Source organism: Streptomyces natalensis ATCC 27448 (genome assembly GCF_000935125.1).
Classification (GTDB): domain Bacteria; phylum Actinomycetota; class Actinomycetes; order Streptomycetales; family Streptomycetaceae; genus Streptomyces; species Streptomyces natalensis.
Genome location: NZ_JRKI01000009.1, coordinates 231,094 through 254,859, shown reverse-complemented (window position 1 = coordinate 254,859; position 23,766 = coordinate 231,094). Strand labels below are relative to the sequence as shown.

Annotated in this window: 24 protein-coding genes, 1 tRNA gene, 1 pseudogene and 1 riboswitch; of the genes and pseudogenes, 18 read left to right on the top strand and 8 right to left on the bottom strand. The window is 72.0% G+C overall.

Annotated features, from left to right (window positions below):
- Window positions 1-6 precede the first annotated feature (6 nt).
- Window positions 7-765, bottom strand: coding sequence for an ABC transporter permease (locus SNA_RS07865; RefSeq protein ID WP_030071485.1), 759 nt, complete (start codon window positions 763-765; stop codon window positions 7-9).
- A gap of 564 nt (window positions 766-1,329) precedes the next feature.
- Here SNA_RS07865 and SNA_RS07860 point away from each other — a divergent pair.
- From SNA_RS07860 to SNA_RS07845, 4 genes are all read left to right on the top strand, one after another.
- Window positions 1,330-3,258, top strand: a complete 1,929-nt coding sequence (locus SNA_RS07860) for an FAD/NAD(P)-binding protein (protein ID WP_044363943.1) — start codon at window positions 1,330-1,332, stop codon at window positions 3,256-3,258.
- A gap of 80 nt (window positions 3,259-3,338) precedes the next feature.
- Window positions 3,339-3,803 (top strand): DoxX family protein, encoded by a 465-nt coding sequence (locus tag SNA_RS07855; RefSeq protein WP_030071490.1) that lies wholly within the window; start codon window positions 3,339-3,341, stop codon window positions 3,801-3,803.
- A 212-nt stretch (window positions 3,804-4,015) separates the two neighbouring features.
- Window positions 4,016-4,672 carry a DedA family protein gene (locus SNA_RS07850; RefSeq protein WP_030071492.1) on the top strand — a complete coding sequence of 219 codons (657 nt, stop codon included), beginning with the start codon at window positions 4,016-4,018 and terminating at the stop codon, window positions 4,670-4,672.
- Window positions 4,673-4,754: 82 nt separating this feature from the next.
- On the top strand, window positions 4,755-5,297 hold the full coding sequence (locus tag SNA_RS07845; protein WP_044363942.1) for a GNAT family N-acetyltransferase: 543 nt from the start codon (window positions 4,755-4,757) through the stop codon (window positions 5,295-5,297).
- A 22-nt stretch (window positions 5,298-5,319) separates the two neighbouring features.
- Here the strand turns inward: SNA_RS07845 and SNA_RS07840 are convergent, their stop codons facing one another.
- Window positions 5,320-6,207, bottom strand: a complete 888-nt coding sequence (locus SNA_RS07840; protein WP_030071497.1) for a universal stress protein — start codon at window positions 6,205-6,207, stop codon at window positions 5,320-5,322.
- Between the two features lie 292 nt (window positions 6,208-6,499).
- Between SNA_RS07840 and SNA_RS07830 the strand changes: the two genes are divergently transcribed.
- On the top strand, window positions 6,500-7,657 hold the full coding sequence (locus SNA_RS07830; protein ID WP_044363940.1) for a methyltransferase: 1,158 nt from the start codon (window positions 6,500-6,502) through the stop codon (window positions 7,655-7,657).
- A gap of 107 nt (window positions 7,658-7,764) precedes the next feature.
- Here the strand turns inward: SNA_RS07830 and SNA_RS43675 are convergent, their stop codons facing one another.
- Window positions 7,765-8,022 carry an SbtR family transcriptional regulator gene (locus SNA_RS43675; RefSeq protein ID WP_030071500.1) on the bottom strand — a complete coding sequence of 86 codons (258 nt, stop codon included), beginning with the start codon at window positions 8,020-8,022 and terminating at the stop codon, window positions 7,765-7,767.
- A 143-nt stretch (window positions 8,023-8,165) separates the two neighbouring features.
- Here SNA_RS43675 and SNA_RS07820 point away from each other — a divergent pair, with 143 nt between their 5' ends.
- From SNA_RS07820 to nicT, 3 genes and pseudogenes are all read left to right on the top strand, one after another.
- Window positions 8,166-8,828, top strand: a complete 663-nt coding sequence (locus SNA_RS07820) for a nucleoside/nucleotide kinase family protein (RefSeq protein WP_030071502.1) — start codon at window positions 8,166-8,168, stop codon at window positions 8,826-8,828.
- A gap of 112 nt (window positions 8,829-8,940) precedes the next feature.
- Window positions 8,941-9,831, top strand: coding sequence for an alpha/beta fold hydrolase (locus SNA_RS07815; protein ID WP_044364062.1), 891 nt, complete (start codon window positions 8,941-8,943; stop codon window positions 9,829-9,831).
- A riboswitch (cobalamin riboswitch) is annotated at window positions 9,823-10,042 on the top strand. (Overlaps the previous gene by 9 nt.)
- Window positions 10,041-11,197, top strand: a pseudogene (nicT, locus tag SNA_RS07810) (Nickel transporter NicT). It overlaps the preceding riboswitch by 2 nt.
- A gap of 109 nt (window positions 11,198-11,306) precedes the next feature.
- On the opposite strand, the gene SNA_RS07805 reads toward nicT, so the two are convergent.
- The 4 genes from SNA_RS07805 to SNA_RS07790 form a co-directional block, all read right to left on the bottom strand.
- Entirely contained in the window at window positions 11,307-11,807 is a 501-nt protein-coding gene (locus SNA_RS07805) for a VOC family protein (protein WP_030071509.1), read from the bottom strand.
- 148 nt (window positions 11,808-11,955) lie between these two features.
- The gene (locus tag SNA_RS07800) at window positions 11,956-12,507 is read right to left on the bottom strand and encodes a DoxX family protein (RefSeq protein WP_030071510.1); all 552 of its coding nucleotides are present in this window, start codon (window positions 12,505-12,507) and stop codon (window positions 11,956-11,958) included.
- Between the two features lie 317 nt (window positions 12,508-12,824).
- The gene (locus SNA_RS07795) at window positions 12,825-13,370 is read right to left on the bottom strand and encodes a hypothetical protein (protein WP_030071512.1); all 546 of its coding nucleotides are present in this window, start codon (window positions 13,368-13,370) and stop codon (window positions 12,825-12,827) included.
- Window positions 13,371-14,257: 887 nt separating this feature from the next.
- A complete protein-coding gene (locus tag SNA_RS07790; protein ID WP_051877510.1) occupies window positions 14,258-14,812 on the bottom strand; it encodes a phospholipase A2 in 555 nt (184 codons plus the stop codon).
- Between the two features lie 339 nt (window positions 14,813-15,151).
- Between SNA_RS07790 and SNA_RS39250 the strand changes: the two genes are divergently transcribed.
- The 3 genes from SNA_RS39250 to SNA_RS07775 all read left to right on the top strand — a co-directional run bounded on the left by SNA_RS39250 (window position 15,152) and on the right by SNA_RS07775 (window position 16,528).
- Window positions 15,152-15,442, top strand: a complete 291-nt coding sequence (locus SNA_RS39250; protein ID WP_044363937.1) for a helix-turn-helix transcriptional regulator — start codon at window positions 15,152-15,154, stop codon at window positions 15,440-15,442.
- 285 nt (window positions 15,443-15,727) lie between these two features.
- Window positions 15,728-16,102 carry a PLD nuclease N-terminal domain-containing protein gene (locus tag SNA_RS43670; protein ID WP_241779574.1) on the top strand — a complete coding sequence of 125 codons (375 nt, stop codon included), beginning with the start codon at window positions 15,728-15,730 and terminating at the stop codon, window positions 16,100-16,102.
- A gap of 198 nt (window positions 16,103-16,300) precedes the next feature.
- The gene (locus tag SNA_RS07775) at window positions 16,301-16,528 is read left to right on the top strand and encodes a hypothetical protein (protein ID WP_030071521.1); all 228 of its coding nucleotides are present in this window, start codon (window positions 16,301-16,303) and stop codon (window positions 16,526-16,528) included.
- Between the two features lie 415 nt (window positions 16,529-16,943).
- Here the strand turns inward: SNA_RS07775 and SNA_RS07770 are convergent.
- Window positions 16,944-17,018 (bottom strand) — tRNA-Val (locus tag SNA_RS07770).
- Between the two features lie 143 nt (window positions 17,019-17,161).
- On the opposite strand from SNA_RS07770, the gene SNA_RS07765 reads away from it, so the two are divergent.
- The 7 genes from SNA_RS07765 to SNA_RS07735 all read left to right on the top strand — a co-directional run bounded on the left by SNA_RS07765 (window position 17,162) and on the right by SNA_RS07735 (window position 23,754).
- Window positions 17,162-18,541 (top strand): coiled-coil domain-containing protein, encoded by a 1,380-nt coding sequence (locus SNA_RS07765; protein WP_030071523.1) that lies wholly within the window; start codon window positions 17,162-17,164, stop codon window positions 18,539-18,541.
- Window positions 18,542-18,929: 388 nt separating this feature from the next.
- Window positions 18,930-19,718: a DUF4383 domain-containing protein gene (locus SNA_RS07760; protein WP_078969751.1), complete on the top strand. Its 789-nt coding sequence runs from the start codon at window positions 18,930-18,932 to the stop codon at window positions 19,716-19,718.
- A gap of 144 nt (window positions 19,719-19,862) precedes the next feature.
- Window positions 19,863-20,567 (top strand): FadR/GntR family transcriptional regulator, encoded by a 705-nt coding sequence (locus SNA_RS07755; RefSeq protein WP_030071528.1) that lies wholly within the window; start codon window positions 19,863-19,865, stop codon window positions 20,565-20,567.
- A 126-nt stretch (window positions 20,568-20,693) separates the two neighbouring features.
- Window positions 20,694-21,839: a galactonate dehydratase gene (dgoD, locus tag SNA_RS07750; protein ID WP_030071529.1), complete on the top strand. Its 1,146-nt coding sequence runs from the start codon at window positions 20,694-20,696 to the stop codon at window positions 21,837-21,839.
- A gap of 41 nt (window positions 21,840-21,880) precedes the next feature.
- Window positions 21,881-22,501 carry a bifunctional 4-hydroxy-2-oxoglutarate aldolase/2-dehydro-3-deoxy-phosphogluconate aldolase gene (locus tag SNA_RS07745; RefSeq protein ID WP_044363934.1) on the top strand — a complete coding sequence of 207 codons (621 nt, stop codon included), beginning with the start codon at window positions 21,881-21,883 and terminating at the stop codon, window positions 22,499-22,501.
- Window positions 22,489-23,517 carry a sugar kinase gene (locus SNA_RS07740; protein ID WP_275041986.1) on the top strand — a complete coding sequence of 343 codons (1,029 nt, stop codon included), beginning with the start codon at window positions 22,489-22,491 and terminating at the stop codon, window positions 23,515-23,517. Before SNA_RS07745 ends, SNA_RS07740 begins: the two co-directional genes overlap by 13 nt.
- A 24-nt stretch (window positions 23,518-23,541) precedes the next feature.
- Window positions 23,542-23,754, top strand: a complete 213-nt coding sequence (locus SNA_RS07735; protein WP_044363932.1) for an FmdB family zinc ribbon protein — start codon at window positions 23,542-23,544, stop codon at window positions 23,752-23,754.
- The last annotated feature ends 12 nt before the right edge of the window (window positions 23,755-23,766 follow it).

Below are 23,766 nucleotides of genomic sequence, written 5' to 3'. Positions count from 1 at the left end.
AGAGAGCTACTCCCCTTCTGCTGCCCGCAAGGGTACGCGGTGGATCCGTCCCCGCGCGACCAGCTCCAGCACCACCGCACACGCCGCAGCCTGCACCGCGAGCAGCGCGACCAGCACGAACAGCTGGACCGCACCGGCCTGTACGGGCGAGGCGCCGCCCAGCAGCATCCCGACGAAGGCACCGGGGAGTGTGACCAGCCCCACGGTCCTGGTCTGGTCCAGCCCCGGCAGCAGCGCATCGGACGCGGCCGGGCGGGCCACCTCCATCCGCGCCTCCCGGTCCAGCAGCCCCAGCGCCAGCCCCGCCTCGAACTCCCCGCGCCGCATCTCCAGCTCGTCCAGCGCGCGCCGCCCGCCGAGCACGGTGGCCGTGAGCGCGCCGCCGATGAGGATGCCGGTGACGGGGATGAGGGTGAGGCCGCGGGGCGGGAGGAGGCCGGTGAGCAGCAGGAGGGCGATCACCGGGGCGACCCCGACGGCGATCGGTACGGCGGCCCACCGCCAGGTGCGGTTCTGGGTGATCCGGCGGCCCGCGGTCCGTGCCGCCACCGCAAACATCAGCGCGAGGAAGCACAGCAGCCAGGGCAGCGCCCGCACCACCCAGCCGATGAGGTACGAGACGGCGGCCAGCTGGGCGGCGGCGCGCAGTCCGGCGAGCGCGATGGCCCGGGAGTGCCCCAGGCGCGCCACGGCGGCGACGGCCACGGCGGCCGCCAACAGGACGGCGAGGACGATCCCGAGGGTGGCGTTGACCGGCAGCAGCACCCGCTCACTCTAGGAGGGCGCGGCGCGGGCACGTCCCAACCGGACTGCTCCGGCCCACTCATGGCGGGCTGGCAGGGCGGCACCGAACGCCTTGAAGTGACGTGCACATGTCGCCACGCCGTTACTCGGGGCCCGTCCGGTGGACACCCCACCTCGCCAACCTGGCTCGCACCGCATGCCACCTTCCCCCCACTTCACGGGAGTTCCGATGGCGAAGGTCTGCACGCGTCACGTTTCGGTCGCCCTGGGCGCGGCCACGGCGCCGGCCGGAACGCTGGTGCTCGGCTGAGACGTTTGCCGAGACGTCCGACGAGGGCCGGTGCGGCGGGGGCGGCGCCACCGGGGCGGCGGGCGCGTTGGGGGCATCCGAGGGGTTTCGGCCGCCCTCGCACGGCTTGACCGGGAACGCGGTGATGCGGGTGATCGGGCCCCGTAGGCCGGCGGTCACGGGGCCGACGGCCCCTGGTATCGCGCGAGTTTCTTTGGGTGCCCCGGGTGCTGGGCCGCGGGGGCGTGCGGTGATGATAGGCGGCACGTTCCGCCCGCCCCCAGGGAGAGCCCCTCTTGGCCGCCGACCTCATCGCCGACCGCCCCGCCCGGCCCGCCCTCGCTCTCGTCGGCGCCGGGCCGCGCGGGACGAGTGTGCTGGAGCGGATCTGCGCCTCCGCCGCCGAACTGGCCCCGGGCGCCCGCCTGACCGTCCATGTCATCGACCCCGCACCGCCCGGTGCCGGTCAGGTCTGGCGTACGGCCCAGTCGCCCGAGCTGCTGATGAACACGGTCGCCTCACAGGTCACGTTGTTCACCGATGAGAGCGTGGAGTGCGCCGGGCCGGTCCGCCCGGGGCCGAGCCTGCACGCCTGGGAGGGCTGCGACGTCGGCCCGGACGACTATCCGGGGCGGGCGCTGTACGGCCGCTATCTGGAGTGGTTCCACGACCAGGTGGTGCGCACCGCTCCCCCGGAGGTGACGGTGGTGCCGCACCGGGCCCGTGCGGTGCGCCTGACGGAGGCGCCCGATGGCTCGCAGTCGCTCCACCTGGACGACGGCCGGGCGCTGCACGGCCTGGGGGCGGTGGTGCTCGCCCAGGGGCATCTGCCGTCCGCGCCCGCCCCGGAGCAGCAGCGGCTGGCCGACTACGCCGCCGCGCACGGGCTGCACTACCTCCCGCCCGCCAATCCCGCCGATCTCACCGAGGATCTGGCGGCGCTGCCCCCGGGCCAACCCGTCCTGCTGCGCGGGCTCGGGCTGAACTTCTTCGATCACATGGCGCTGCTGACCACGGGCCGCGGCGGACGGTTCGTCCGCGGCGCGGACGGCGGGCTCGCCTACCGGGCCTCCGGGCACGAACCCCGGCTGTACGCGGGGTCCCGGCGCGGCCTGCCGTACCACGCCCGCGGCGACAACGCGAAGGGTGCGCACGGGCGTCATCTGCCGCTGCTGCTCACCCCCGACGTGATAGCCGCCTTCCGCAAACGGGCCGACTCCGGTGAACTGCCCGACTTCCTGGGGGAGGTGTGGCCCCTGGTGGCCAAGGAGGTGGAGTCGGTCTACTACGAGGCGCTGCTGCGGCGCCGCGCTCCTGGAGGCGCGGCGCTCCGGGAGCGGTTCCGTACGCGCTTCCTGGGCAGCGCGCACCGCAGCCCGCAGGAGGCCGCCGCCCTCGACGCGTTCGGGATCGCGCCCGCCGAGCGCTGGTGCTGGGACCGGATCTCCCGCCCGTACGGGGACCGCCGGTTCGCCGACCGCGCCGCCTTCCGCGCCTGGCTGCTGGCGCGGCTGCGGGAGGACGTCGCGGACGCCCGGCAGGGCAATGTCGCGGGCCCGGTGAAGGCGGCGCTGGACGTGCTGCGGGATCTGCGCAACGAGCTGCGGCAGATCGTCGACCACGGCGGTCTTCGGGGCGCCTCCCGCCGCGACCACCTGGACCGCTGGTACACCCCGCTCAACGCCTTCTTGTCCATCGGGCCGCCGCGGCGCCGTATAGAGGAGATGGCCGCGCTCCTGGAGGCCGGGGTGCTGGAGGTGGTCGGGCCCCGGATGGAGATCCGCCTGGGCGCTCCCGGTGACCGCGGGGCGGGCTTCACGGCGTCGTCGCGGGCCGTTCCGGGGGCCGCGGTGACGGCGGGCGCACTGATAGAGGCGCGGCTGCCGGAGCCGGATCTGCGGCGCACCGGGGATGAGTTGCTGGCCGGTCTGCTGGCCGACGGGGGCTGCCGGCCGCACACGGTGGACGGCTACGAGACCGGCGGGCTGGATGTGTCGCCCAGCCCGTACCACCTCATCGAGGCCGACGGCCGCCGCCACCCGCGGCGCTTCGCGGTGGGGGTGCCGACGGAGGGGGTGCACTGGGTGACGGCGGCCGGGGCGCGGCCCGGAGTGGGGTCGGTGACGCTCTCCGATACGGATGCGGTGGCGCGGGCTGCGCTCCAGGTGGCGGCGCGGTGCGGGCGCCGAAACGTTCCGGCCGTCGCCGATCCCGCCAGATGTTGAACTTGCAAGCATTGGTTAGGTGGCCCTAACCTATGCCTCCAACGGTTCCCTCGTCCCCAGAAACCGTAGGAGAGTTTGACATGTCCGCTTCCCTCGCGTCGTTCACCCAGAGAGCGACCCCGCACGTCCTCGCGCTGTTCCGCGTCGTCGTCGGGCTGCTCTTCGCCTGCCACGGCGCGTCGTCGCTGTTCGGCGTCCTCGGCGGCGCCATGGGTTCCGGCCAATCCGTGCCCACGGGCGCCTGGCCGGCCTGGTACGCGGCGGTCATCCAGCTCGGCGGCGGCATCCTGGTGCTGGTCGGCCTGAGCACCCGCGCGGCGGCGGTCGTCAGCTCCGGCTCGATGGCCTACGCCTACTTCTCGGTCCACCAGGGCACCGCGCTGTGGCCCCTCCAGAACGGCGGCGAGCCGTCCGTCATGTTCTGCTGGGCCTTTCTGCTGATCGCCTTCATAGGCCCCGGCGCCTGGTCGCTCGACCGCCTCTTCTTCGGCGACCGCCAGGCCGCGCAGGCCCCCGCCGCGCAGCCCGAGGCGAGCGCCGTCTGACGCACCCCTGCCCGGGCCCCGCGCCCGGCACCCTCCGGCCCGTACGGCGCGCAGCACGGCGCCGTACGGGCCGTTGTCGTCACCGGTCGCCGTTGCGCCTCGCCCGCCCCAGGTCAGAGGCCCCAAAAGGCCAGGCGTACGCTGTATGGCGCTAGAGCCGCCCCTGCCGCACGAAGCGACGTCGCGGCGGGGTCCGGACCGGGAGTGGCACGTTGTGGGAAGACTTGGGGCCGCTCAGCGGCACCCCCTGGGTATACGCGATCGTCAGCCTCTCCATCGTCCTTGACGTCTTCGTGCCGATCCTGCCCAGCGGCGTCCTGGTGGTCGCCGCGGCCACCACGGCCGCGGGCGCCGGCACCGCCGCCGATACGGTCGACTCCGTACGGACCGCCACCGCGGTCCACAGCGGGACCCACCACCTGGCCGCGATGCTCTCCCTGGTGCTGTGCGCGGCCACCGCGTCGGTGCTGGGCGATATGGTCGCCTACCGCCTCGCCTGGCGCGGCGGGGACCGCTTCGACCGGGCCCTCGCCCGCTCCCGCCGCCTGGCCGCCGCGCAGGAACGTCTCGGCGCGGCGCTCTCGCGCGGGGGCGGCGGCCTCGTGGTCCTGGCCCGCTTCGCCCCCGCCGGGCGCTCGGTGGTCAGCCTCGGTGCGGGGGTCGCCCACCGTACGGTCCGCGAGTTCCTGCCGTGGTCCGCGCTGGCCGGGCTGGCCTGGGCCGCGTACAGCGTGAGCCTGGGCTACTTCGGCGGCCGGTGGCTGGGCACGTCCTGGGTGAGCACCGCGGTCCCGGTGCTGGCCCTCTTCGCGGCGGGGTCGGCGGCGCTGTTCCTCATACGGCGGCCGGAGCGGCAGCCCGCCCACTGACGGCGGCGCGGCCGGGGCCCCTGGCTCCGGCGGGCGGAAAACGCATGGCCCGTTGTCAGACCCGGCTGCGACCATTGCGGGCATGAGCATTTCGAACGTGCCGAGCGATCCGTACGGCTACTGGCGTCCGCGGCCCGAGACCGCCGCGGACATACCGGCCGTCCGCCGGATCCATCTCGCCGCGTTCGAGGCCGCAGAGGAAGCGGATCTCGTCGACGCGCTGCGCCGCGATCCGCCGGCCTGGCTCCCCGGCCTGTCGTATGTCGCCGACGCCCCGGACGGCACGCCCGCCGCCCACGCCCTGCTGACGCGCTGTTACGTCGGCGAGGTCCCGGCCGTGGCGCTCGCCCCGTGCGCGGTGCTGCCCGGGCATCAGAAGAGCGGCGCGGGCAGTGCGGTCATCCGGGCGCTGCCGGCGGCCGCGCGGGCGGCCGGTGAGCGCACCGCGCTCGTGCTCGGCCACCCGTCGTACTACCCGCGCTTCGGCTTCGTACCGGCCGCGTCCCGCTACGGGATCCAGCCCCCGCAGCCCTGGCCGGACGACGCCTTCCTGGCGCTGTCCCTGGACGACTCCATACCTCCGCGGGGCACGGTCCGTTACGCGGCGGCCTTCGGCATCGACTGAGGGCGGTGGGCCGCGGTCCCCGCTACCCCGTCGGCTCCGGCTGCTCCGGAACGACCGCGATCGGGCATGCGGCGTGCAGCAGTACGGCGTGCGCCACGGGGCCCAGCCGACGGCGCCGGCCGACCACGACCAGATCGCTGTCCCGGGACGCCGCCACCAACTGCCCGGCGGCGTCCGCGTTCCGCAGCTCCACCTCGATGTCGGCCTCCGGGTACCGAGCGCGGTACGGGGCGAGGACACCGGACAGCCGGGCGTCGAGCGCGGCCTCGTACTCCCGCTGTGTGGCCGCATGCACCGCTCCCGCCGCGACGACGGGCGGCACCCGCTCGGGCCAGGCACAGCCGGAGACGATCTTCAGGCGCGCGCCACGGAGGCTCGCCTCGGCCAGCGCGAAGCCGACCGCGCCGGGCTCGCCGGCGGACGCGTCCAGGCCCAGCGTCACCTGCGGGACATCCGGCGGCAGCGGCTCGCCGTCCTCGTCGCGCCGGGTGCCCGCCCGGTCCGGGCGGGGCACGACCACGACCGGGCAGGCCGACCGGTCGGCGCAGACCAGGCCGTTGGAGCCGAGCAGCAGTCCGTCGAAGCCGCCGCGGCCGCGCGAGCCCAGGACGAGCAGATGCGCCGCGTCGCCGAGCGTGGGCAGCTGGGCGCCGGTCAGTCCGCTGAGGCTGCGGAACTCCACCTCCGGCAGGCTCCGGGTCAGCGGCTGCGCCCGCAGCTCGTCCAGCACCGGATCTCCGGTGGCATCGTCGTCGGCGACCTGGTGCGCGGCGACGTACGGCCAGACATGCACCACCCGGAGCGTCACGGACCGCAGCCGCGCCGCCTCCGCGGCCCACCGCAGCGCCCGCTCGCCGTCCACGGAGCCGTCCACCGCAACGACGACCGGGAGGCTGCCGCTGTCCGCCATACACGCCCCTGAACGTCGGCCCCCGCGATGCCGCCCCTTACGCTCCCCGTCCCGACTCCCCCGCTCCCCTCCCGTCTCCATCCTGCGCCCGCCCGCATCGGAACGACAGTCGACGGGGTTCCCGCCCGGCAGGAGTCCGGCACGGAGTCCGGCACGGAGTCCGGCACGGAGTCCGGCACGGAGTCCGGCACGGAGTCCGGCACGGAGTCCGGCACGGAGTAAAGTCGACCGTCACCCTCCTCCCCCTTCGCAGGGAGGGGCCCGCACCACTCACCCCCCGAGGCACATTCCGGTGAACTCTCCGACGGTCGTCGCATGGACCGAGGCCGACGAGCCCCGCTCCGCCCGTTGGCGTTCCGAGAACGGCTCCCCGCCGCCCCGCCGGATCGTCCTCGCCGACGACCGCACCCGCGCCGACGACGCCTACACACTCGTCTGCGAGGGCACCGCCCTGCTGTGGCGCGGCGATTTCCACAACGCCCGGCAGCTGCTGACGGCGCTGGCCCACCGAATCGACCGCCGGCCCCGCAAAACGCCGCCCACCGATGTCACCCAGGCGTTCCATCTGCACCGTGCCGCCCAGAACCAGCGCGCCCGCATCCTGGGCATGCTGCTGATCCCGCTCGACGCGTCCTACACGGTCCCGCTGCACCGCGCGCCCGATGTCCGCGAGGCCTGCACCAGGGCGTACGGGCCGCCGTCGGCACCGGACGCCGCGGGAGCCCCGCCCGGCGACTCCCTGCTCTCCCTGCGCGAACTGCTCGCCCTGATCGGCGCCAACGAATGGCGCCGCAAGGGCGTCGAGATCCCGGCCCTGGGCGGCGACCGGATCCATCCCCACTACGGCGTCTTCTCACCGGCCCGAGGCGAATACGTGGACCTGGTCGCCGAGGCGCCGCTGCCCGGCACGGAGCTGGCGTTCGACATCGGCACCGGCACCGGAGTCCTGGCCTGTGTGCTGGCGCGGCGCGGGGTGCGGCGGATCGTGGCCACCGACCAGGACCCCCGCGCGCTGGCGTGCGCCCGCGAGAACACCGAACGTCTCGGCGTCGCCGGTCAGGTGGAGGTCGTCGAGGCCGACCTCTTCCCCGCCGGACGCGCCCCCCTGGTCGTCTGCAATCCCCCCTGGGTCCCCGCCAAACCGACCTCCCCGGTGGAGCGCGCGGTCTACGACCCGGGCAACCGGATGCTGCACGGCTTCCTTGACGGCCTGGCGGACCATCTGACACCGGACGGCGAGGGCTGGCTGATCCTCTCCGACCTGGCCGAACACCTCGGCCTGCGCCCCCGCACCGAACTCCTCGACGCCTTCGCCCGCGGCGGCCTGACCGTCCTGGACCGCCTCGACATCACCCCCCGCCACCCCCGCGCCCGCGACACCTCCGACCCGCTCCATGTGGCTCGCGCGGCCGAGGTCACCTCGCTGTGGCGGCTGGGGGCACGGGGCTGACACCGTAAGCCTGCGGGCGACGCGCCGACGCCGTAAGATCTGCCTGCGACGAGCCGAGGCCGTAAGACCTGCGGGCCACGCGCCGGATCACCCGCTCGCCCCAGGTCTCAGCCCGGAGCCCGCAGACCCGCGCACGCATTGCGCACACAGCGGCGCCAGTCCCCGGCGTCATGACGGATCACCGCGGCCGGCCCGCAGACGATCATCACCACATCACCGACCTCGGCATCCGTCCGCACGGTGCCCTCCTCCTTGCCGCGGGCGAGGAGTTGGGCACCCCACGCCCTGCGCAACGCCTCCCGCCCGCCCGCCAGGTGCCTCCAGATCTCGTCACCGGGAGGCTGGGAGGAGTTCGTGGAGGACATGCTCGAAGCCGGTCCGGTGGTCATGAAGAACGGACACCCCGACCTCGACCGCCTCAACGAGATCGGCGCCGCACACGGGATGGAATACCGGCGCTGAAGCCCGCCCCGGCGACCCGCCGTCCATCGGGCACCATGGACGCACCATGGACACCCCGCACCTGCTGTCCCGCGCCCGCCGCCTCGCCGCCTCCGCGCGCCCCGGCCGCCGTCGGCTGCTCGGCATCGCGGGTCCGCCAGGCGCCGGCAAGTCCACCCTCGCCGCCCATCTGGTGGCGGAGCTGGCCGGACAGGCCGTACTGGTCCCGATGGACGGCTTCCATCTCGCCGAGGCCGAGCTGCGCCGCCTGGGCCGGCTCGACCGCAAGGGCGCACCCGACACCTTCGATCCTGCCGGATACGCGGCGCTGCTGACCCGGTTGCGCGAGCCGGAGCCCGTTACCGACGTCTACGCCCCGGCCTTCGACCGCCGTATCGAGGAGCCGGTCGCCGGCAGCATCCCCGTGCCACCCCATGTCCCCCTCGTCGTCACCGAGGGGAACTACCTCCTCCTCGACTCCGCGCCGTGGAGCCGGATCCGGGGACTGCTCGACGAGGCGTGGTACGTCGATCTGGACGCCCGCGACCGCGTCCCGCGGCTGATCGACCGTCACACCCGCTTCGGCCGCCCGCGCGCCGACGCCGAACGGTTCGTCCACGCCTCGGACGAGGCCAACGCCCGCACGGTGGCGGCGACCCGCCACCGCGCCGATCTCGTCATCACCTTCGCCCCCGAAGAAGCCCCTCTGCCGCCGAATGCAGCGAAATGAGCGTTTCCGGCACCTGGCGGACGGCCCGGACGTTGCACCGGTGGATCCCGACGCCGAGGACCGCCGCACCGCCCCCGACCGCCGCCGACCGCGCCACAAGGAAGTACCCGCGATGACCCACCCCTTCGCCGCCTGGACCGAGATCGACAACGGCCTGGTGCCGGTCGAGGACGGCGAGCTGTTCTACGAAACGGCCGGCGAAGGTCCCGCGGTGGTGCTGCTGCACGGCGGAATGCTCGACCAGCGCATGTGGGACGAGCAGTTCTCCTGGCTGGTGGGGTCCGGCCACCGCGTCATCCGCTACGACTTCCGCGGCCACGGCCTGTCCTCCACGGTGTCCGGGGACTGGGCCCACCACGACGATCTGTGCGCCCTGCTGGACGCGCTCGACGTCCCGCGCGCCGTCCTCGTCGGCCTCTCGCACGGCGCCCGGGTCGCCCTGGACACCGCCCTCGCCCACCCGGAGCGGGTCGGCGCCCTGGCCCTGGCCTCCCCCGGTGTCAGCGGCCGCGCCTTGACCGATCCGTTCCTCCTGGAGCACATCAAGGGCCAGGTGGCGGCGATCAGCGCGCCGGACGGCGACGGCATGGAGCGCTTCGTGGAGCACTTCCTGCGGATGTGGGTGGACGGCCCGCACCGCCGGCCCTGCGACGTCCACCCCGGATTGCGCGAGCGGCTCCGCGCCTCGGCCGCGGCCAATGCCGAGGCGCACGCCGAGGGCATGGGGGCCGGGATGCCGCTGGAGGTCGGTGCGGCCGACCGGCTGTCCGAGATACGGGTGCCGACGGTGGTGTTCGACGGCGACCTCGACAGCAGGGACATCGCCGCCAACGCCCATGCCATCGCCCTGGCCGTCCCCGGCGCCCACCGGGTCCGCGTACCGGGCGCCGCCCACATGGTCAACCTGGAAAACGCCGCCGCCTTCGACCACGCACTGCGCACGTTCCTCTCCGCGGCCAACGGCCATCGGTCATCGGCCATCAGGCATCGCCCGATAGAGTGACCCTGCCGTGGTGTTCGGGAAGACCGGTGACGGACCCAGTGGGTCCCAGGCCGGAGCGGCCCTCGCCACTGTGATCGGGGAGTTTCCGTCCCTCTTCCGTATGCGCGGCCCCGCGGATACGGCGCCACTGACCGCAGCCCGCGGCCGGGAAGGCGGGGACGGGCGCGCACCACCCGTAAGCCAGGAGACCGGCCACGGCATCTCACGAACTGATCCACGAGGTGCTGGAGCGTGACCGCGGATGGCCCTGTCCACCGATACGTCAACCGATACACCGACCACCCCTGCCCCCGCCGCGTTCCGCTGGCGCCGGCAGGACACCGTCCGTACCGCGGGCCTGATGGCCGTCATAGCCGGGCTGCACGTCGTCGCCTTCGGCGTGCTCTTCCTGCTGGTGGTGCCCCGCCACTACACCGTCGGCAGCCAGGTCTTCGGCGTCGGGCTCGGCATCACCGCGTACACCCTGGGCATGCGGCACGCCTTCGACGCCGACCACATCGCGGCCATCGACAACACCACCCGCAAGCTGATGGCCGACGGCAAACGGCCGGTCTCGGTCGGCTTCTGGTTCGCCCTCGGCCACTCCAGCGTGGTCGTGCTGATGGCGGCCCTGGTGGCGGGCGGCGCCCAGCTCGCCGGCATCCTGCTCAACGACTCCTCCCGTACGCATCAGATCCTGGGCACCGTCGGCACCACGGTCTCGGGGACGTTCCTCTACCTCATCGCCGCGCTCAACCTCATCGCGCTGACCGGAATCTGGCGGGTCTTCCGCGGTATGCGCGACGGCCGGTACGACGAGGCCGAGCTGGAGCAACGGCTCGATGCGCGCGGGTTCATGAACCGCATCCTGGGACGCCTCACCCACTCGATATCGCGCCCCGGCCAGATGTACCCGCTGGGTTTCCTCTTCGGGATCGGCTTCGACACCGCGACCGAGGTGACCTTGATGGTGATGGCGGGCAGCGGCGCCGCGGCCGGGCTGCCCTGGTACGCCATCGTGTGCCTGCCGCTGCTGTTCGCGGCCGGCATGAGCCTCTTCGACACCCTCGACGGCACGTTCATGAACTTCGCCTACCAGTGGGCGTTCTCCAACCCGGTGCGCAAGGTCTACTACAACCTCACCATCACCGGCCTGTCGATCGCCGTCGCCTTCTTCATCGGCACGATCGAGCTGGTGACCGTGCTGCACGACAAACTCGGCCTCGACGACCCGCTGACCGGCTGGATCGCCGGACTCGACCTCGACAATGTCGGCTTCCTCATCGTCGGCCTGTTCGTGGTGGTGTGGGCAGCGGCCCTGGCGTACTGGCGCCTGGCGGGCGTGGAAAAACGGTGGGCGGCGCGGGGGTCTTCGGCGGAGGGGTAGGGCCTGTCGGACGGGCCGTCGGACGGGCCGTCGGACGGGCTGTCGGACGGGCCGTCGGGGCCCGCGACGCCGGTCGACCGGACAAGCCCTGGCCGGGGCCTTTGGCCCGTCAGGTGGCCGAGCCGGCCGCCGCGCCGGTCATCAGGTCGGGGCCCCAGCGCTTGAGCTCCGCCGCGAGATCGAGCGGGCGCAGGCGGTGCGCCTCGTCCGGGGCGGGCCACTCCTCCCGCGGTACCCGCCACATCACCTCGAACTCATTGCCGTCCGGGTCCTTGGCGTACAGGGACTTGGAGACGAGGTGGTCGCTGGCACCGACCAGGGCGCCGCGAGCCGCCAGCCGGGCGTGGGCCGCGGCGAGTTCGCCGAGCGTGCCGACCTCCCAGGCCAGGTGGTAGAGCCCGGCCCGGCCCGCCTCGGGCCCCGGCGCGTCCGGCCCCACCGCGAACAGCCCCAGATCGTGGTCATTGAGCGAGCCGGGCGCGCTGAGGAAGGCGGCGCGCCCCGGTATCTCGACGTCCAGCGTCAGCCCGAGGGCTTCGGTGTAAAAAGCGACGGACCGTTCCACGTCGCGGATGTAGAGCACCGCGTGATTGAGACGTCGTACGGACAAGACCCTCTCCTCAACTCCCGGCCGCGGCGCCCCAGGACACCGTGGACCACCTAGTTCTCTTCACTTGCGCCTGCTGTCACCACACGCGCTACTTCCGGACGAACTACGTCCCAACGAACCACTTCCGACCGCGCTACTTCCGAACGCGCTACTTCCGCAGCAGCAGCACTCCCCCGGCGAGCACCACGGCGAGCGCCAACGCGGCCGCTCCGTAGGCGAGGCGGTGGGAGCGCAGCGCGGGGACCAGGCGGTCGGCGGCGTACCGCCCGGGTCCGGTCAGTGCGAGTGCGGCCGCGCCCGCGGTCAGCAGCAGTTCGTACTCCACGCCCTTGGGCGCGAAGAACCCGCCGCCCCACTTCACGGCGAGCGCATTGATCATCGTGCCCACGACCGCGGCGCCCGCGAGCGGTGTGAGCAGACCGCTCACCAGGCCGAGCCCGCCGAGCATCTCGCTCAGCCCCGCCACCAGGGCCATCGACGTGCCCGACGGATAGCCGCTCATCGTGAAGAACTGCCCCGTCCCCTCCAGCCCGCCCCCGCCGAACCAGCCGAACAGCTTCTGCGCCCCGTGACCGGCCATGGTCAGCCCGAGCACGATGCGGAAAAGGAGAAGACCGGCGTCATAACCGGACGAGGAGGGGGCGTGGCGCCTCTCGATGGTGAGCCGGGGGGCCTGGAGGGTGCTGTGGGGGGACGTCATGGTGAGCGCTCTTCCCGTGTCGAGGCGGTTGTCGTGGTCCGGTGCCGTCTTCGGGTGCCGTCTTCGGGCGGCTCCACGAGGCGAGGCGATTTACTTGAAACTTCAAGTCAATGCCTTCGACGATACACAGCCGCCGCCGCAACGAACAACCACGAACAAGCCGAACAAGCCGAACAAGCCGAACAGCCCACCCCGCTCACCACCCGCTCACCACTCCACTCACACCCACGGGTCGCCCAGGACCCGGCCCCGGCCCCGGCCCCGGGCCCGGGCCGCGGAACCGGCACCCGGCACCCGGCACCCAGCACCCAGCCACCTCACCCCGCAGAAACCGGCACCACCTGCGCCTCCGCCCGCCCGTAACCACCCCACCGGACACACACCTCACCAGGCAGCCGGCGCGCGAACGTCGCCGCCATCACGAACCGCACACCCTCACCGGGCCGGACCGTGGCATCCTCCGGCAGATTGCGCGCGACACCCCCCAGGTCGTCGGGGTCGACACGCACACCGAACGCAGTGGCCGACCCCACATTCCTCAGCTCGAACCCATACCGCCCGCGCCGCCCGACCTCCCACCGCACCTCGCCCGGCCCGCCGCCACCCACCCCCGGCATCTCCGGCATCTCCGGCATCTCCGGCAACTCCAACGACGGCGCCCGCTCCCCCAACAGCCGCAGCGCCGACGCCAGGGCCTCTTCCACCGCCCGCGCCCGCCGCTCCGCCGCCTCCGCCTGCCGATGGCTGATCTCATTGGCCTCCCGACCGATCCGGGCCTGCCGCTGCGCATCCGTCCAGGCCCCGATCGAAATAAGCAGTGTGAGGGCTACGCCCGCCCATGTCCCGATATCTCCCGCTTGCATGCACGGACCATAACGAGCCACCACCAACAAGCCCCGGACCTTCCTCGGTACGCGACCTTTTCGCTGGTCACACACGACGGGCCGGGACAGATACGAACGGCCGGCCGAGCCAACGGCGCACTTTGCCCGACCGACTCATGCACCCTGGGCCGTCCACCCCCCACGCTGCCGCCGATCAAAGGATGGAAGAACGAAGCCGCTGCGAAGCGTCGTCGTGCGGCGGGCACGGTCGCCGGTCCGAGCCGCCCCAACTCAAGATCGCGATTCGGCCCTCGGATCGAGGGAGCGTCATCATGCGCTCACTGAAGATCACAACGCGGCGAGCGGCCGGGGCAGGGTCGTATATCCATGCGCCGGCGGCACATGCTTCAACAGCCCGCTGGTTGACCACCCCCTAGTGAACACTCAGCTCCCCTTCTCCTTCGGTCACAACCACCACTCGGGCAATCCAGGCATCCACCCTCACCGGCATCACCACCACTCCACTCTCGCGATCGGGGGCGGAATCGACCGCATGAGCCTGGTGGTTTCCGGGCCGGCACCGAAGTTCCATGGAACGGCCTGACAGACACCACAGGCCCCCCGCCATGATCAGCAGGGGGGGCTTGGGGGGCTTGGGGGCTTGGGGGGCTTTGGAGTGATGGGTGCACTGGAGCGACAAACCTGGCTCGCACCCGGAGCGAGGGGCACATATCGGCCCTACCGGCGTCGTCGGCTTCGTGCTGAGCAGTGTGGGGCGAGTGTCACGCCGGGGCAGCGTCCTTGAAGATGTGGGGCTCCGCACGGCGGCGGGGGAAGGGGAACGGCGGGGCGCGGAGACCAGCACCGCGCCCCGCCGTCCGTGTGCTCGCCACCGGTCACGGTGGGCAGCGGTGGATCCCGGTGGGTCAGCCGGCGGCGCTGACCGCGCCGTAGTACGTCCTTGCGGCCTTACGGCATGCCGCCTTCAGCCGAGCGCGCGCCGCGGGCGGGTAGGGGTCCGCCCAGGGCTTGTAGTCGCAGGCGCTGTACAGGTCCCTGAGGAGGGCCTTGTCGATGCGCTTCTTGTGATCCCTCTTGAAGTAGTAATTGCCGACGAGTGACTTGTAGTTGCGATAGCCGAAGTCGTGGCGCCAGCAGCCCATCTTGAAGCTGTAGCCGCCCGGCTGCGTGTCCGGAGAGTCGGAGCAGTAATCGGTGTTCCAGTTGAACTTGTACTTGTCGATCGACTGCTTGTGGGCAAGGTGCTGATTCATCGCGTCCAGCCACTTACCGGTCGAGGCATTCGAGTCCTGGGTGAGGCTCTTCATCTTGGCGAGCTTCTGCGCCTTGGACACGGCGGCGGTCGCCGAGTGGGAAACGGTTCCGGTGGGCGCGGAATCCGCCAGCGCAGGCGCTGCCCCGGTGGTGAGGAGAGCGCCCGAAAGGGCGATTCCGGTCAGTGTGGCACGCAACTTGGTCAAGGCTGCTTTCCCTTTCCGGTTGAGGTGGCGGCAACGATGACATGTCCGCGCCACGGGATCAATTGACTCACTCTCGGCCGACGCATCGAGAAATACGGAATATGACACTCCGAGCGCCTGACCTCGCCTTATGCGTGAGTCGACCGGCCGTATACCAGTCTCGCTATACGCCATGGGCGGGATGCTCCAGGCGTCCGTCGGCAGAAATGAGGAGAAGCTCAGATCTTGCTCAAGTGGGCGTCGGCCACGGCCACACTTCGGCTAGTCTCCGAATGCACATCTGTTCCGAGATTCGTCGGTTTCGAGCATGCAGGAGTGACGGTGGGTCATCAACGGGGGATGACTTTGGAGCGCGCCGAGCCCAGGAGAATTCCAGATGAAAGGCTGGAGGAAACTCTCGGGCGAGCCGTGCGTGAATGGCGCGAAAAAACCGGAATGACACAGACCCGGCTCGCCGAACTTTCCGGTCTGACCCAGGCAGCGATTTCCCGGCTGGAGCACGGAAAATGCATGCCGACATTCCCTTTGATGGAAAGGATCGCCCGAGCCTTCGGTTCGACCCTGCTCGTCGCGGTCGAACCGGGACACGGCGTGACCGTCACCTTCGTCGGCAGCGATGACACCGTCTAGCCTCGGCATTTCATGACGGCTCGGCAGTCCAACCAGCAGACCGTTCTGGCTTGTTGGGCGTTTTCGAGCAGTGCGCGTGCCCGGCTGTCGCATCGGGGAAGCGCCAGGTGCCACGGCTCCAGTCGGGGCGGCGCTGCTCGTAGGCGCGGAACGCCGCTGGTCAGCAGACTCGGCCGGAGCGGGCCCTTGTGTGGCTTGTTGGCGAAGCCGATGGGGCTGGTCAGGGGTAGCGCTGCCGCCGCGGTTCAGAGCGCGGACAGTCTCGGATGCCCGTGCGACCTCGGGATGACCAAGATGGGCCCGGAGTATGACGTGGTCGGCATGGCGGAGCGGCCAGAATGGCTCAGCGGAGGTTGCCCGACCGGCGAACTCTGCCAATCCCCCCATCAGCAAGAGGAAAGAACGATGCAGGCGCAGCTCGCACACCAAATGGCCCTTGCCCCTGTGGGCAACATCGTGATCGGCGGCATGGCCGCTTCTGCGATCGTCGGCTGTCTCGTGTTGTTCTTCGGCGCTCTGCTCAGCATCGTCAGGTCTGACCTCACCGGAGGCATGAAGCTGGTCTGGATCGTCTTCGCCTTGGCGGCCCCATTCCTCGGATGCCTGCTCTGGTTCCTCGTCGGTCGCCGCGACTCCCAGCGGCGGGCAGGCATCGCCTGATTTCCCGGAGCGCGCCATCGCCGTCCTCGTTCGTGGCCGGGCAGTCACCGGGCGGACGCGGTGGCAGGGCGTATGCGGCGCCTCTCTCACCCATGGTCCGGCTCGGGGCCTCATTACGCTGCCCGATTACGCTGCCCGCTCACCGTTTGTGTGTGAGACGGGTGCGCCACTCCGGCGGCTCATAGGAAAGGTGAAGGCATGGCTAAACCTGTTCGCGCGGCTCTCGGGGGCGTGTGGATCACATGCAACTTCTGTCAGGGGGACCTGTTCAGGGACCGCGAGGTGAAGCTCAACAGCTCCGGCATGGAGTTCATGAGCCTGGGTTGGGCGAACGAGTCGGCAACCGGGCTGATCTGCTGGAATTGCGGCTATGTGCATCTGTTCGTGAACAGGGACATCGAACTGTACAAACAGAAGAAGGGCTGAGTTCTGTCTGGCGGGTCATCCGGGTAGCCGGAGACGCAGGGAAGCTGCGCTGACGATGCCGTACTTCTCTGGCTCCGCTACTGACTCACCGGACACGCCTTTAGAGCTGAAGGCCGCTGCCGTCGTGGGCTCGGAAGCACGAAGGACCGTTCCGGAGAGCATCGGTAACGCGCACTGCGAAGACCTCACTCATATTGACCTCGATCTCGTCCGGCGTCAGCCAACTCCCCGGCCGTCGATTCATCGCAGGCTGTCCTCGACAGTCTCGCCGACGTCGTGCAGGACACGCAGCGTGAGCCCATGAGCCATATGGCCCGGCTTCCGAAGCGGCGGCCCACCTCCGGGTGACCACCGCCGTCGATGTCAAAACCAGATGTCAAAGACCCCCTGTCATGATCAACAGGGGGTCTTTGGCTGGTGGGCACAGACGGATTTGAACCGCCGACATCTGCTTTGTAAGAGCAGCGCTCTACCGCTGAGCTATGCGCCCTGGCCGAGCCGACAGAGTACCTTGCCGACGGGGCTGCCCTGCAAACCCGTGCTCGAAGTGCGAACTTACCGGCCGGTGTGTTCGTTTCCGGGGAGTGGGAGAATGGCAGTCGGTTCTGGGGCGTATCCGGTCGGGAGAGGGATGTGACGGCGACACACACGCAGCCGCATGAGCAGCGGGCACGCCGTCGGCGCCGCGGGGGACCTGTCAGGGATGTGGTGGCGCTGGTGCTGCTGCCGTTGCCGGTGCTGGTGGCGATGGCGCCGCAGTCGTTCACCGGTGGGGGGACGCGCCGGTGGTTCGGGCGCGGGGAGAGTCAGCGGGCCGAGGCGCAGGCCGCGAAGGATGCGGCGGCGACGGCGTTCTACGAACTGGACACCGCGCAGCGGGATCTGCGGATCTCGATAGAGACGATCACGGCGGTGGACAATTCGCCGGCGGCCCGGCGGGCGGCGCAGGAGTACGAGGGGCTCGGCCGGCGGATCGACGAGGTGAGCCTGGGCTATATCACCGCCGTCGATTCGCATGATCTCGACCGTGACGAGGTGGACGGCGCGGCCATGTCGCGGGCGCGGGCGGATCTGGCCCGGGCCAAGGACGAGCTGGACCGCGTCAAGGGTGATCTGGACCGTTTTGCGCAGGGGCTGGGGCCGCTGTTGCAGGGCGCCGAGACGCAGCTGGCGCGGCTGGCGCCGGCGGTGGAGCGGGCGCGGCAGGCACTGCTGGGGGCGAGCAATGCCTTGGACGGTGTGCGGGCGCAGGGGCTGAAGGCCGATGATCTGGCGGCCCGGCTGGCGGGGCTCGCGCCGGAGCTGACCAAGCTCAACGAGGGGGCCGGGCAGCACGGCGTCCAGGAGACGATCCGGCGCGCCGACGATGTGCTGCGCAAGGCCGAGGAGATACGGGCCGAGGCGGCGCGGCTGCCGGAGCGGGCGGCGGAGATCGACAAGCGGCTGGTGTCACTGCGGACACGGGCGCAGGCGATCACGACGCGTGCCGAGAAGGTCGATCCGATCCTCAGCGAGCTGCGGCGGCGCTACAGCTCGGCGTGCTGGCAGGACTTGCAGCAGGTGCCGGAGCAGGCCACGCAGTCCGTACGGCAGGCCGAGGTGAAGCTGCGGGAGGCGCAGCAGGCCCGCGACGAGCAGCGCTGGGCGGACGCCACGAGCCGGCTGGGGACCGTACGGGCGCTGCTGGACGGCACCGACGCGGCGGTGTCGGCGGCCGGCGACCGGTTGCAGCGGCTGGATGCGGTGTCGTTCGACCGGCAGAAGGAGGTCGAGCGGACCCGCTTCGCGATCCGCGACGCCCAGCGGCTGGCGATGGCCGGGCGCCACACCCCCGATCCGCGGCACGCCGGCCCGCTGGACGACGCGGTGGCGCGCCTGGAGCGCGCGGTCGCGGGCCTGGAGGGGCGGCATCCGGACTGGTGGCACTTCCTGACCGAGACCGAGGCCGTACGGGAGACCGCGGCCCGGGTGGTACAGGAGATCCGGGAGGCCCGGGGGACGGCCGGCGGCTGAGCCGGGGGATGCACCTTATGCGCGTGGGGCTGTGCGCGTAGGGCTATGTCGCGTGTGGCTATGCGCGTAAGGCTATGTGCGCGTGGGGCGATGCGCGTGGGGCGCGGGTGGCGCGGGCAGCGCAGGAGATCAGGGCGCAGTCGGGAGGCACCAGGCACCAGGCAAGCACCAGGCAAGCACCAGGCAAGCACCAGGCAAGCACCAGGCAAGCGTAGGCGGCGGCTGGGCCGCGAGGTACGGGCGGGGCGCGCGGGTGACGCAGAAGATCGGGGAGCCCTCGGCTCCCCCGCCCCTCCCCACCCCCCGCAATGGCGTGACGCCGTCCCGTGTCGGATGCTGGGGGGTGTAGTACGGCCCAGGCGAGACATCTGCGCGAAGGAGGCCGGACATGGCTTCTGGGGCTACCCATCCGACCCTGCACGGGCCCGCCAACCCGTTGCGCCGGGGCAAGAGGCGACACACGCGGCTCGACGAGCATCTGCCGGTGGATCACCGGCTCAGCAAGGTCTACCGCATCGGCGCGGGGCTGATGGGCCTGGTGCTGATCGCCTTCGGCATCGTCGGTCTGACCCATCACATCGGCTTCTTCGACACCGGCGGCGACACCGTTGCCGGGCTGAACACCAATGACTCGTTGAGCGTGCTCTCGATCGTCGTCGGGGCGATCCTCGTCGCCGGCATGGTCATCGGCGGGAACTTCGCCTCCACCCTCAACATCGTGTGGGGCGCCCTGTTCCTCCTCAGCGGATTTGTGAACCTGGCCCTGCTCCAGACGAACGTGAACTTCCTCGCCTTCCGGATCCAGAACGTCCTCTTCAGCTTCGTGGTCGGGCTGCTGCTGCTGGTCTTCGGGATGTACGGACGGGTGAGCGGCGGGCTCTCGCAGGACAACCCGTACTGGCGCGCCCGGCACCCGGAGGACGCGGAGGCCTTCGACCGCGGGGAACTGCATGCCGTGCCCGGGATGACGGCCGGGCGGATGTCGTTCCGTACGCGGATTCAGGGCACCCTGCACGCCGGGCTCGGTTCGCTCGCTCCCGGTACGAGCGTCACCGGCCCGCACCGCCGGACCGGCACCGACACCGGCACGGGCAGCGGCCCGCACCACCACGCCGGGACCGGCAGCGGAGGCGGCGACACCAGGACCGGCGCCGGTAGCGGCAGCAAGGAGTCGTGACCCGGGGCGGGGAGGCGTCAGGGCGTACCGAGGTGGGGTCGTGGCCCGGTACGCCCTGACGGCTGGGCAGGCGGTGGGCCCGAGCGCGGCCCGCGCGGGCGGCGGCCGGATGCCGTGCAGGGGGCAGGAGCAGGGAGCAGCAGCATGACGCAGTCGGGGCAGGCCGACTCGCCCGCCGGACGCGGGACGCACAAGGCGACGGCCGAAGTACTCGCCCGGCGCATCTTCGACGGCACCTACGAGCAGGGCGAGACCCTGGCGCTGCCGGAGCTGACCGCGGAGCTGGCCGTGAGCCAGACCGTGGTGCGCGAGGCACTCAAGGTGCTGGACGCCAAGGGGCTGATCGATGCGAGCCAGAAGGGCGACGGTGTGGTCCGGCGCCGCGAGGACTGGAACCTCCTGGACAGCGACGTACTGCGCTGGAAGCTCACGGCCGGCGCCTCGTCCGATTTCTTCGCCGACGTGCTGGAACTGCGCCGGTCCATCGAGCCCGCCGCGGCCGGGCTCGCCGCGGAGCGCCGGACAGATGGCGACCTCGCGGCGCTCGACGCCGCGCTCGACGCGATGGCCGCCGCCGACGACGATCCGGTGATGCTCGTCCGCGCCGATGCGTCCTTCCACACGGCGATGCTGCTCGCGTCCAACAACCGGTTCTATGCGCAGCTGCGCCGGGTGATCGTGCCCGTTCTCGTCCGGCGCGACCGGGAGGCGCATGCCGGGGGCGGCGATGTCGAGCATCCGCATGCCGTCCACGCCGCCGTGGTCGAGGCCGTACGCCACCGGGACATCGACGGCGCCTATATGGCGATGCTCGAACTGCTCGACAAGTCGGCGCGGGATCACCCGTAGGGGGACGCCCGCTCGCCACAGGATCCGAGCCATCCGTGCGGCCGTCCGGAGGACCGCGGTTGCGGTGCGGCGGGCCGCGGGCAGGAGGAGGCTTAGGCATCCGGCGCCGGAAGGACGGTCCGTTCCATGAAGATCAGCCGCATCGAGACGTTCCTCGCCCCGCCGCGCTGGATGTTCGTCCGGGTGGAGACCGACGAGGGCGTCGTCGGCTGGGGCGAGCCCGTGGTCGAGGGGCGGGCCGAGCCGGTGCGGGCGGCCGTCGAAGTGCTGTCGGAGTATCTGCTGGGGCGGGATCCGTCGCGTATCGAGGACCACTGGCAGGTCATGACCAAGGGCGGCTTCTACCGGGGCGGGCCGGTCCTGTCGTCCGCCGTCGCCGGGCTGGACCAGGCGCTGTGGGACATCAAGGGGAAGCGCTGCGGCGTCCCCGTCCACCAGCTGCTCGGCGGGCCCGTACGGGACGCGGTCCGCGCCTACGCCTGGATCGGCGGCGATGAGCCGGACGCCCTCCGCGACGCGCTGACCGGCCAGATCGAGGCGGGTTTCACGGCCGTCAAGATGAACGGCTGCGGCCGGATGACCCCGGTGGCCACCCGCGCCGAGGTACGGGCGTGTCTGCGGCGCGCCGAGACCGCCCGCGAAGTCCTCGGCGACGAACGGGACTTCGGGCTCGACTTCCACGGGCGGGTCTCCCCCGCCAACGCCCGACGGCTGCTTCCGCTGCTGGCCGAAGCCGCGCCGATGTTCGTCGAGGAACCCGTGCTCTGCGACTACCCGCAGGTGCTTCATGATCTTGTGAACTCCTCCCCCGTACCCCTCGCACTGGGTGAACGTCTCTACACCCGCCGTGAGTTCCTGGCGCCGCTCGAATCCGGCGTGTCGGTCCTCCAGCCCGACGTCTCGCATGCCGGCGGCATCTCCGAACTGCGCCGGATCGCCGCCCTGGCCGAGGTGTACGGGGCCCAGCTCGCCCCGCACTGCCCGCTCGGCCCCGTCGCGCTGGCCGCCAGCCTCCAGATCGCCTTCACCACACCGAACTTCCTCATCCAGGAGCAGTCCCTCGGCATCCACTACAACCAGGGTGCCGAGCTGCTGGACTACGTCGTCGATCCGGAACCGTTCCGCTTCCACGGCGGAACGCTGCTGCGCACCGACCGGCCGGGACTCGGGGTGGAGGTGGACGAGGCGGCCGTGCGCGCGGCCGACGAGAAAGGGCACGCCTGGCGCAACCCCGTCTGGCGCCATGAGGACGGCGCCTTCGCAGAATGGTGACCGGGGAATCCGCATCCGAGCTCGACGCGAGGAGGAATCCGATGGACCTCAGCACGGCGCTCCGGGCCGAGCGGCTGGTCGCCATCGTCCGGGGCCAGGACGCGGAGGCGTCCTTCCGTACGGTCATGACCCTGGCGGAGGAGGGCATTCCGCTGGTCGAGGTCTCGCTGGTCGGGCGCGACACCCTGACGGTCCTGCGGCGGGCGCGGGCCGAACTCGGCGATGCCGCCTGGCTGGGCGCCGGTACCGTCCTGACCGCGTCCGACGCCCGGCGGGCCGCCGAGGCGGGCGCGAATCTGGTGGTCACGCCCGGCCTCGGGGAGGGGCTGGCGGAATCCGTACGGCAGGGGCTGCCCACGCTCGCCGGGGTGCTGACGCCCTCCGAGGTGATCGCCGCCGACGCCCTGGGGGTCTCCGCGCTCAAGCTCTTCCCGGCCTCCCTCGGCGGGCCGGACCATCTGCGGGCGCTGCGCGCGCCCTTCCCCGAGCTGCCGTTCGTGCCGGTCGGCGGGGTGGACGTGGCCACGGCGGGCGCCTACTTCGCGGCCGGGGCGGTGGCGGTGGGCGTCGGCGCGCCGCTGATCGGGGACGCGGCGGACGGCGGCGACCTGGACGCGCTGCGCCGGCGCGCTGCGGAGTTCCGTGCGGCGTGTGCCCTGTGAGCGGGCAGGGGCGGGAGGAGGAAAAGGGGCGCGAGGGGCCGGACGTCCTGACCTTCGGCGAGACCATGGTCGCCCTGCGCGGCAGCGGCCCCCTCAAACTCGGCGGCACGATGCAGGTCTCCGTCGCCGGTGCGGAGAGCAATGTCGCGATCGGCCTGTCCCGGCTCGGCCACCGGGTGCGGTGGGCGGGTGCGGTGGGCGAGGACGAGGCCGGCGCGCTGGTGCTCCGTACACTGCGGGCCGAGGGCGTCGACGTCTCCGGCGCCTCGGCCGACCCGGAGGCGCCGACCGGCCTGATCCTCTTCGAGCCGCGGCTCCCCGAGGTCACCCGGGTGCACTACTACCGCGCGGGGTCGGCCGGCTCCCGCCTCCGGGCGAGCGCGGTCGAGCGGGCCTTCTCGGCGGCCCCGCCGCGCGTCCTGCATCTGACCGGTATCACTCCCGCCCTGGGCCCGGACCCGCTTTCCGCGGCCGACCGCACCCTTCGACTCGCCCGACAGCACGGTGCGTTGGTCTGTCTCGACGTCAACTTCCGGTCCCGTCTGTGGACCGCGGAGCGGGCCGCGCCGGTCCTGCGCGAGTGGGTTCCCTCGGTCGATGTGCTGATCGCCTCCGAGGACGAGCTGGCGCTGTGTCTGCCGCCGCGCGGGCCGGACGCGGAAAAGCCGACGGATCCGGCCGCCGCGCTCGCCGCGCAGGCGGCGCCCCTGCTGGCGCGGGGCGTCGGCGAGGTCGTGGTCAAACGGGGTGCGGCGGGCGCGACGGCCTTCACCGGCGACGGGTCACTGCACCGGCCCGCCCGCCCGGTACGGGCCGTGGACGCCGTGGGCGCGGGCGACGCCTTCGTGGCGGGCTATCTCTCGGCCCTGCTGGACGGCGCCGGCCTGGCGGAACGTCTGGAGCGGGCGGTCACCACCGGTGCCTTCGCGGTCGCCTCCCCGGGGGACTGGGAGGGCGCGCCGACCCGCCCGGAGCTGGGCCTGCTGGGCGCACCGCCCGGTACGGTCGTGCGCTGACCGCACCGCGGCTAACCTGTGGCCATGCCCCGTTACGAATACCGGTGCCGTCCCTGTGGCACCACCTTCGAGCTGAACCGGCCGATGGCCGAGTCCTCCGCCCCGGCCGTCTGCCCCGACGGCCACGAGGACACCGTGAAGCTCCTGTCCGCGGTCGCCGTCGGCGGCTCCGCCTCGGCCCCCGCGCCCGCCGGTGGCGGAGGCGGAGGCTGCTGCGGGGGCGGCTGCTGCGGCTGACCGGTCACGCCG

Bases quoted from the DNA above. Each gene is read 5' to 3' on its own strand.
- SNA_RS07760 (WP_078969751.1), top strand. From the start codon at position 18,930: ATGGCTTCTGGGGCTACCCATCCGACCCTGCACGGGCCCGCCAACCCG.
- SNA_RS07845 (WP_044363942.1), top strand. From the start codon at position 4,755: ATGAGCATTTCGAACGTGCCGAGCGATCCGTACGGCTACTGGCGTCCG.
- SNA_RS07745 (WP_044363934.1), top strand. From the start codon at position 21,881: ATGGACCTCAGCACGGCGCTCCGGGCCGAGCGGCTGGTCGCCATCGTC.
- dgoD (WP_030071529.1), top strand. From the start codon at position 20,694: ATGAAGATCAGCCGCATCGAGACGTTCCTCGCCCCGCCGCGCTGGATG.
- SNA_RS07775 (WP_030071521.1), top strand. From the start codon at position 16,301: ATGGCTAAACCTGTTCGCGCGGCTCTCGGGGGCGTGTGGATCACATGC.
- SNA_RS07795 (WP_030071512.1), bottom strand. From the start codon at position 13,370: ATGCAAGCGGGAGATATCGGGACATGGGCGGGCGTAGCCCTCACACTG.
- SNA_RS07840 (WP_030071497.1), bottom strand. From the start codon at position 6,207: ATGGCGGACAGCGGCAGCCTCCCGGTCGTCGTTGCGGTGGACGGCTCC.
- SNA_RS07755 (WP_030071528.1), top strand. From the start codon at position 19,863: ATGACGCAGTCGGGGCAGGCCGACTCGCCCGCCGGACGCGGGACGCAC.
- SNA_RS39250 (WP_044363937.1), top strand. From the start codon at position 15,152: ATGACTTTGGAGCGCGCCGAGCCCAGGAGAATTCCAGATGAAAGGCTG.
- SNA_RS07815 (WP_044364062.1), top strand. From the start codon at position 8,941: ATGACCCACCCCTTCGCCGCCTGGACCGAGATCGACAACGGCCTGGTG.
- SNA_RS43675 (WP_030071500.1), bottom strand. From the start codon at position 8,022: ATGTCCTCCACGAACTCCTCCCAGCCTCCCGGTGACGAGATCTGGAGG.
- SNA_RS43670 (WP_241779574.1), top strand. From the start codon at position 15,728: ATGACCAAGATGGGCCCGGAGTATGACGTGGTCGGCATGGCGGAGCGG.
- SNA_RS07735 (WP_044363932.1), top strand. From the start codon at position 23,542: ATGCCCCGTTACGAATACCGGTGCCGTCCCTGTGGCACCACCTTCGAG.
- SNA_RS07855 (WP_030071490.1), top strand. From the start codon at position 3,339: ATGTCCGCTTCCCTCGCGTCGTTCACCCAGAGAGCGACCCCGCACGTC.
- SNA_RS07800 (WP_030071510.1), bottom strand. From the start codon at position 12,507: ATGACGTCCCCCCACAGCACCCTCCAGGCCCCCCGGCTCACCATCGAG.
- SNA_RS07820 (WP_030071502.1), top strand. From the start codon at position 8,166: ATGGACACCCCGCACCTGCTGTCCCGCGCCCGCCGCCTCGCCGCCTCC.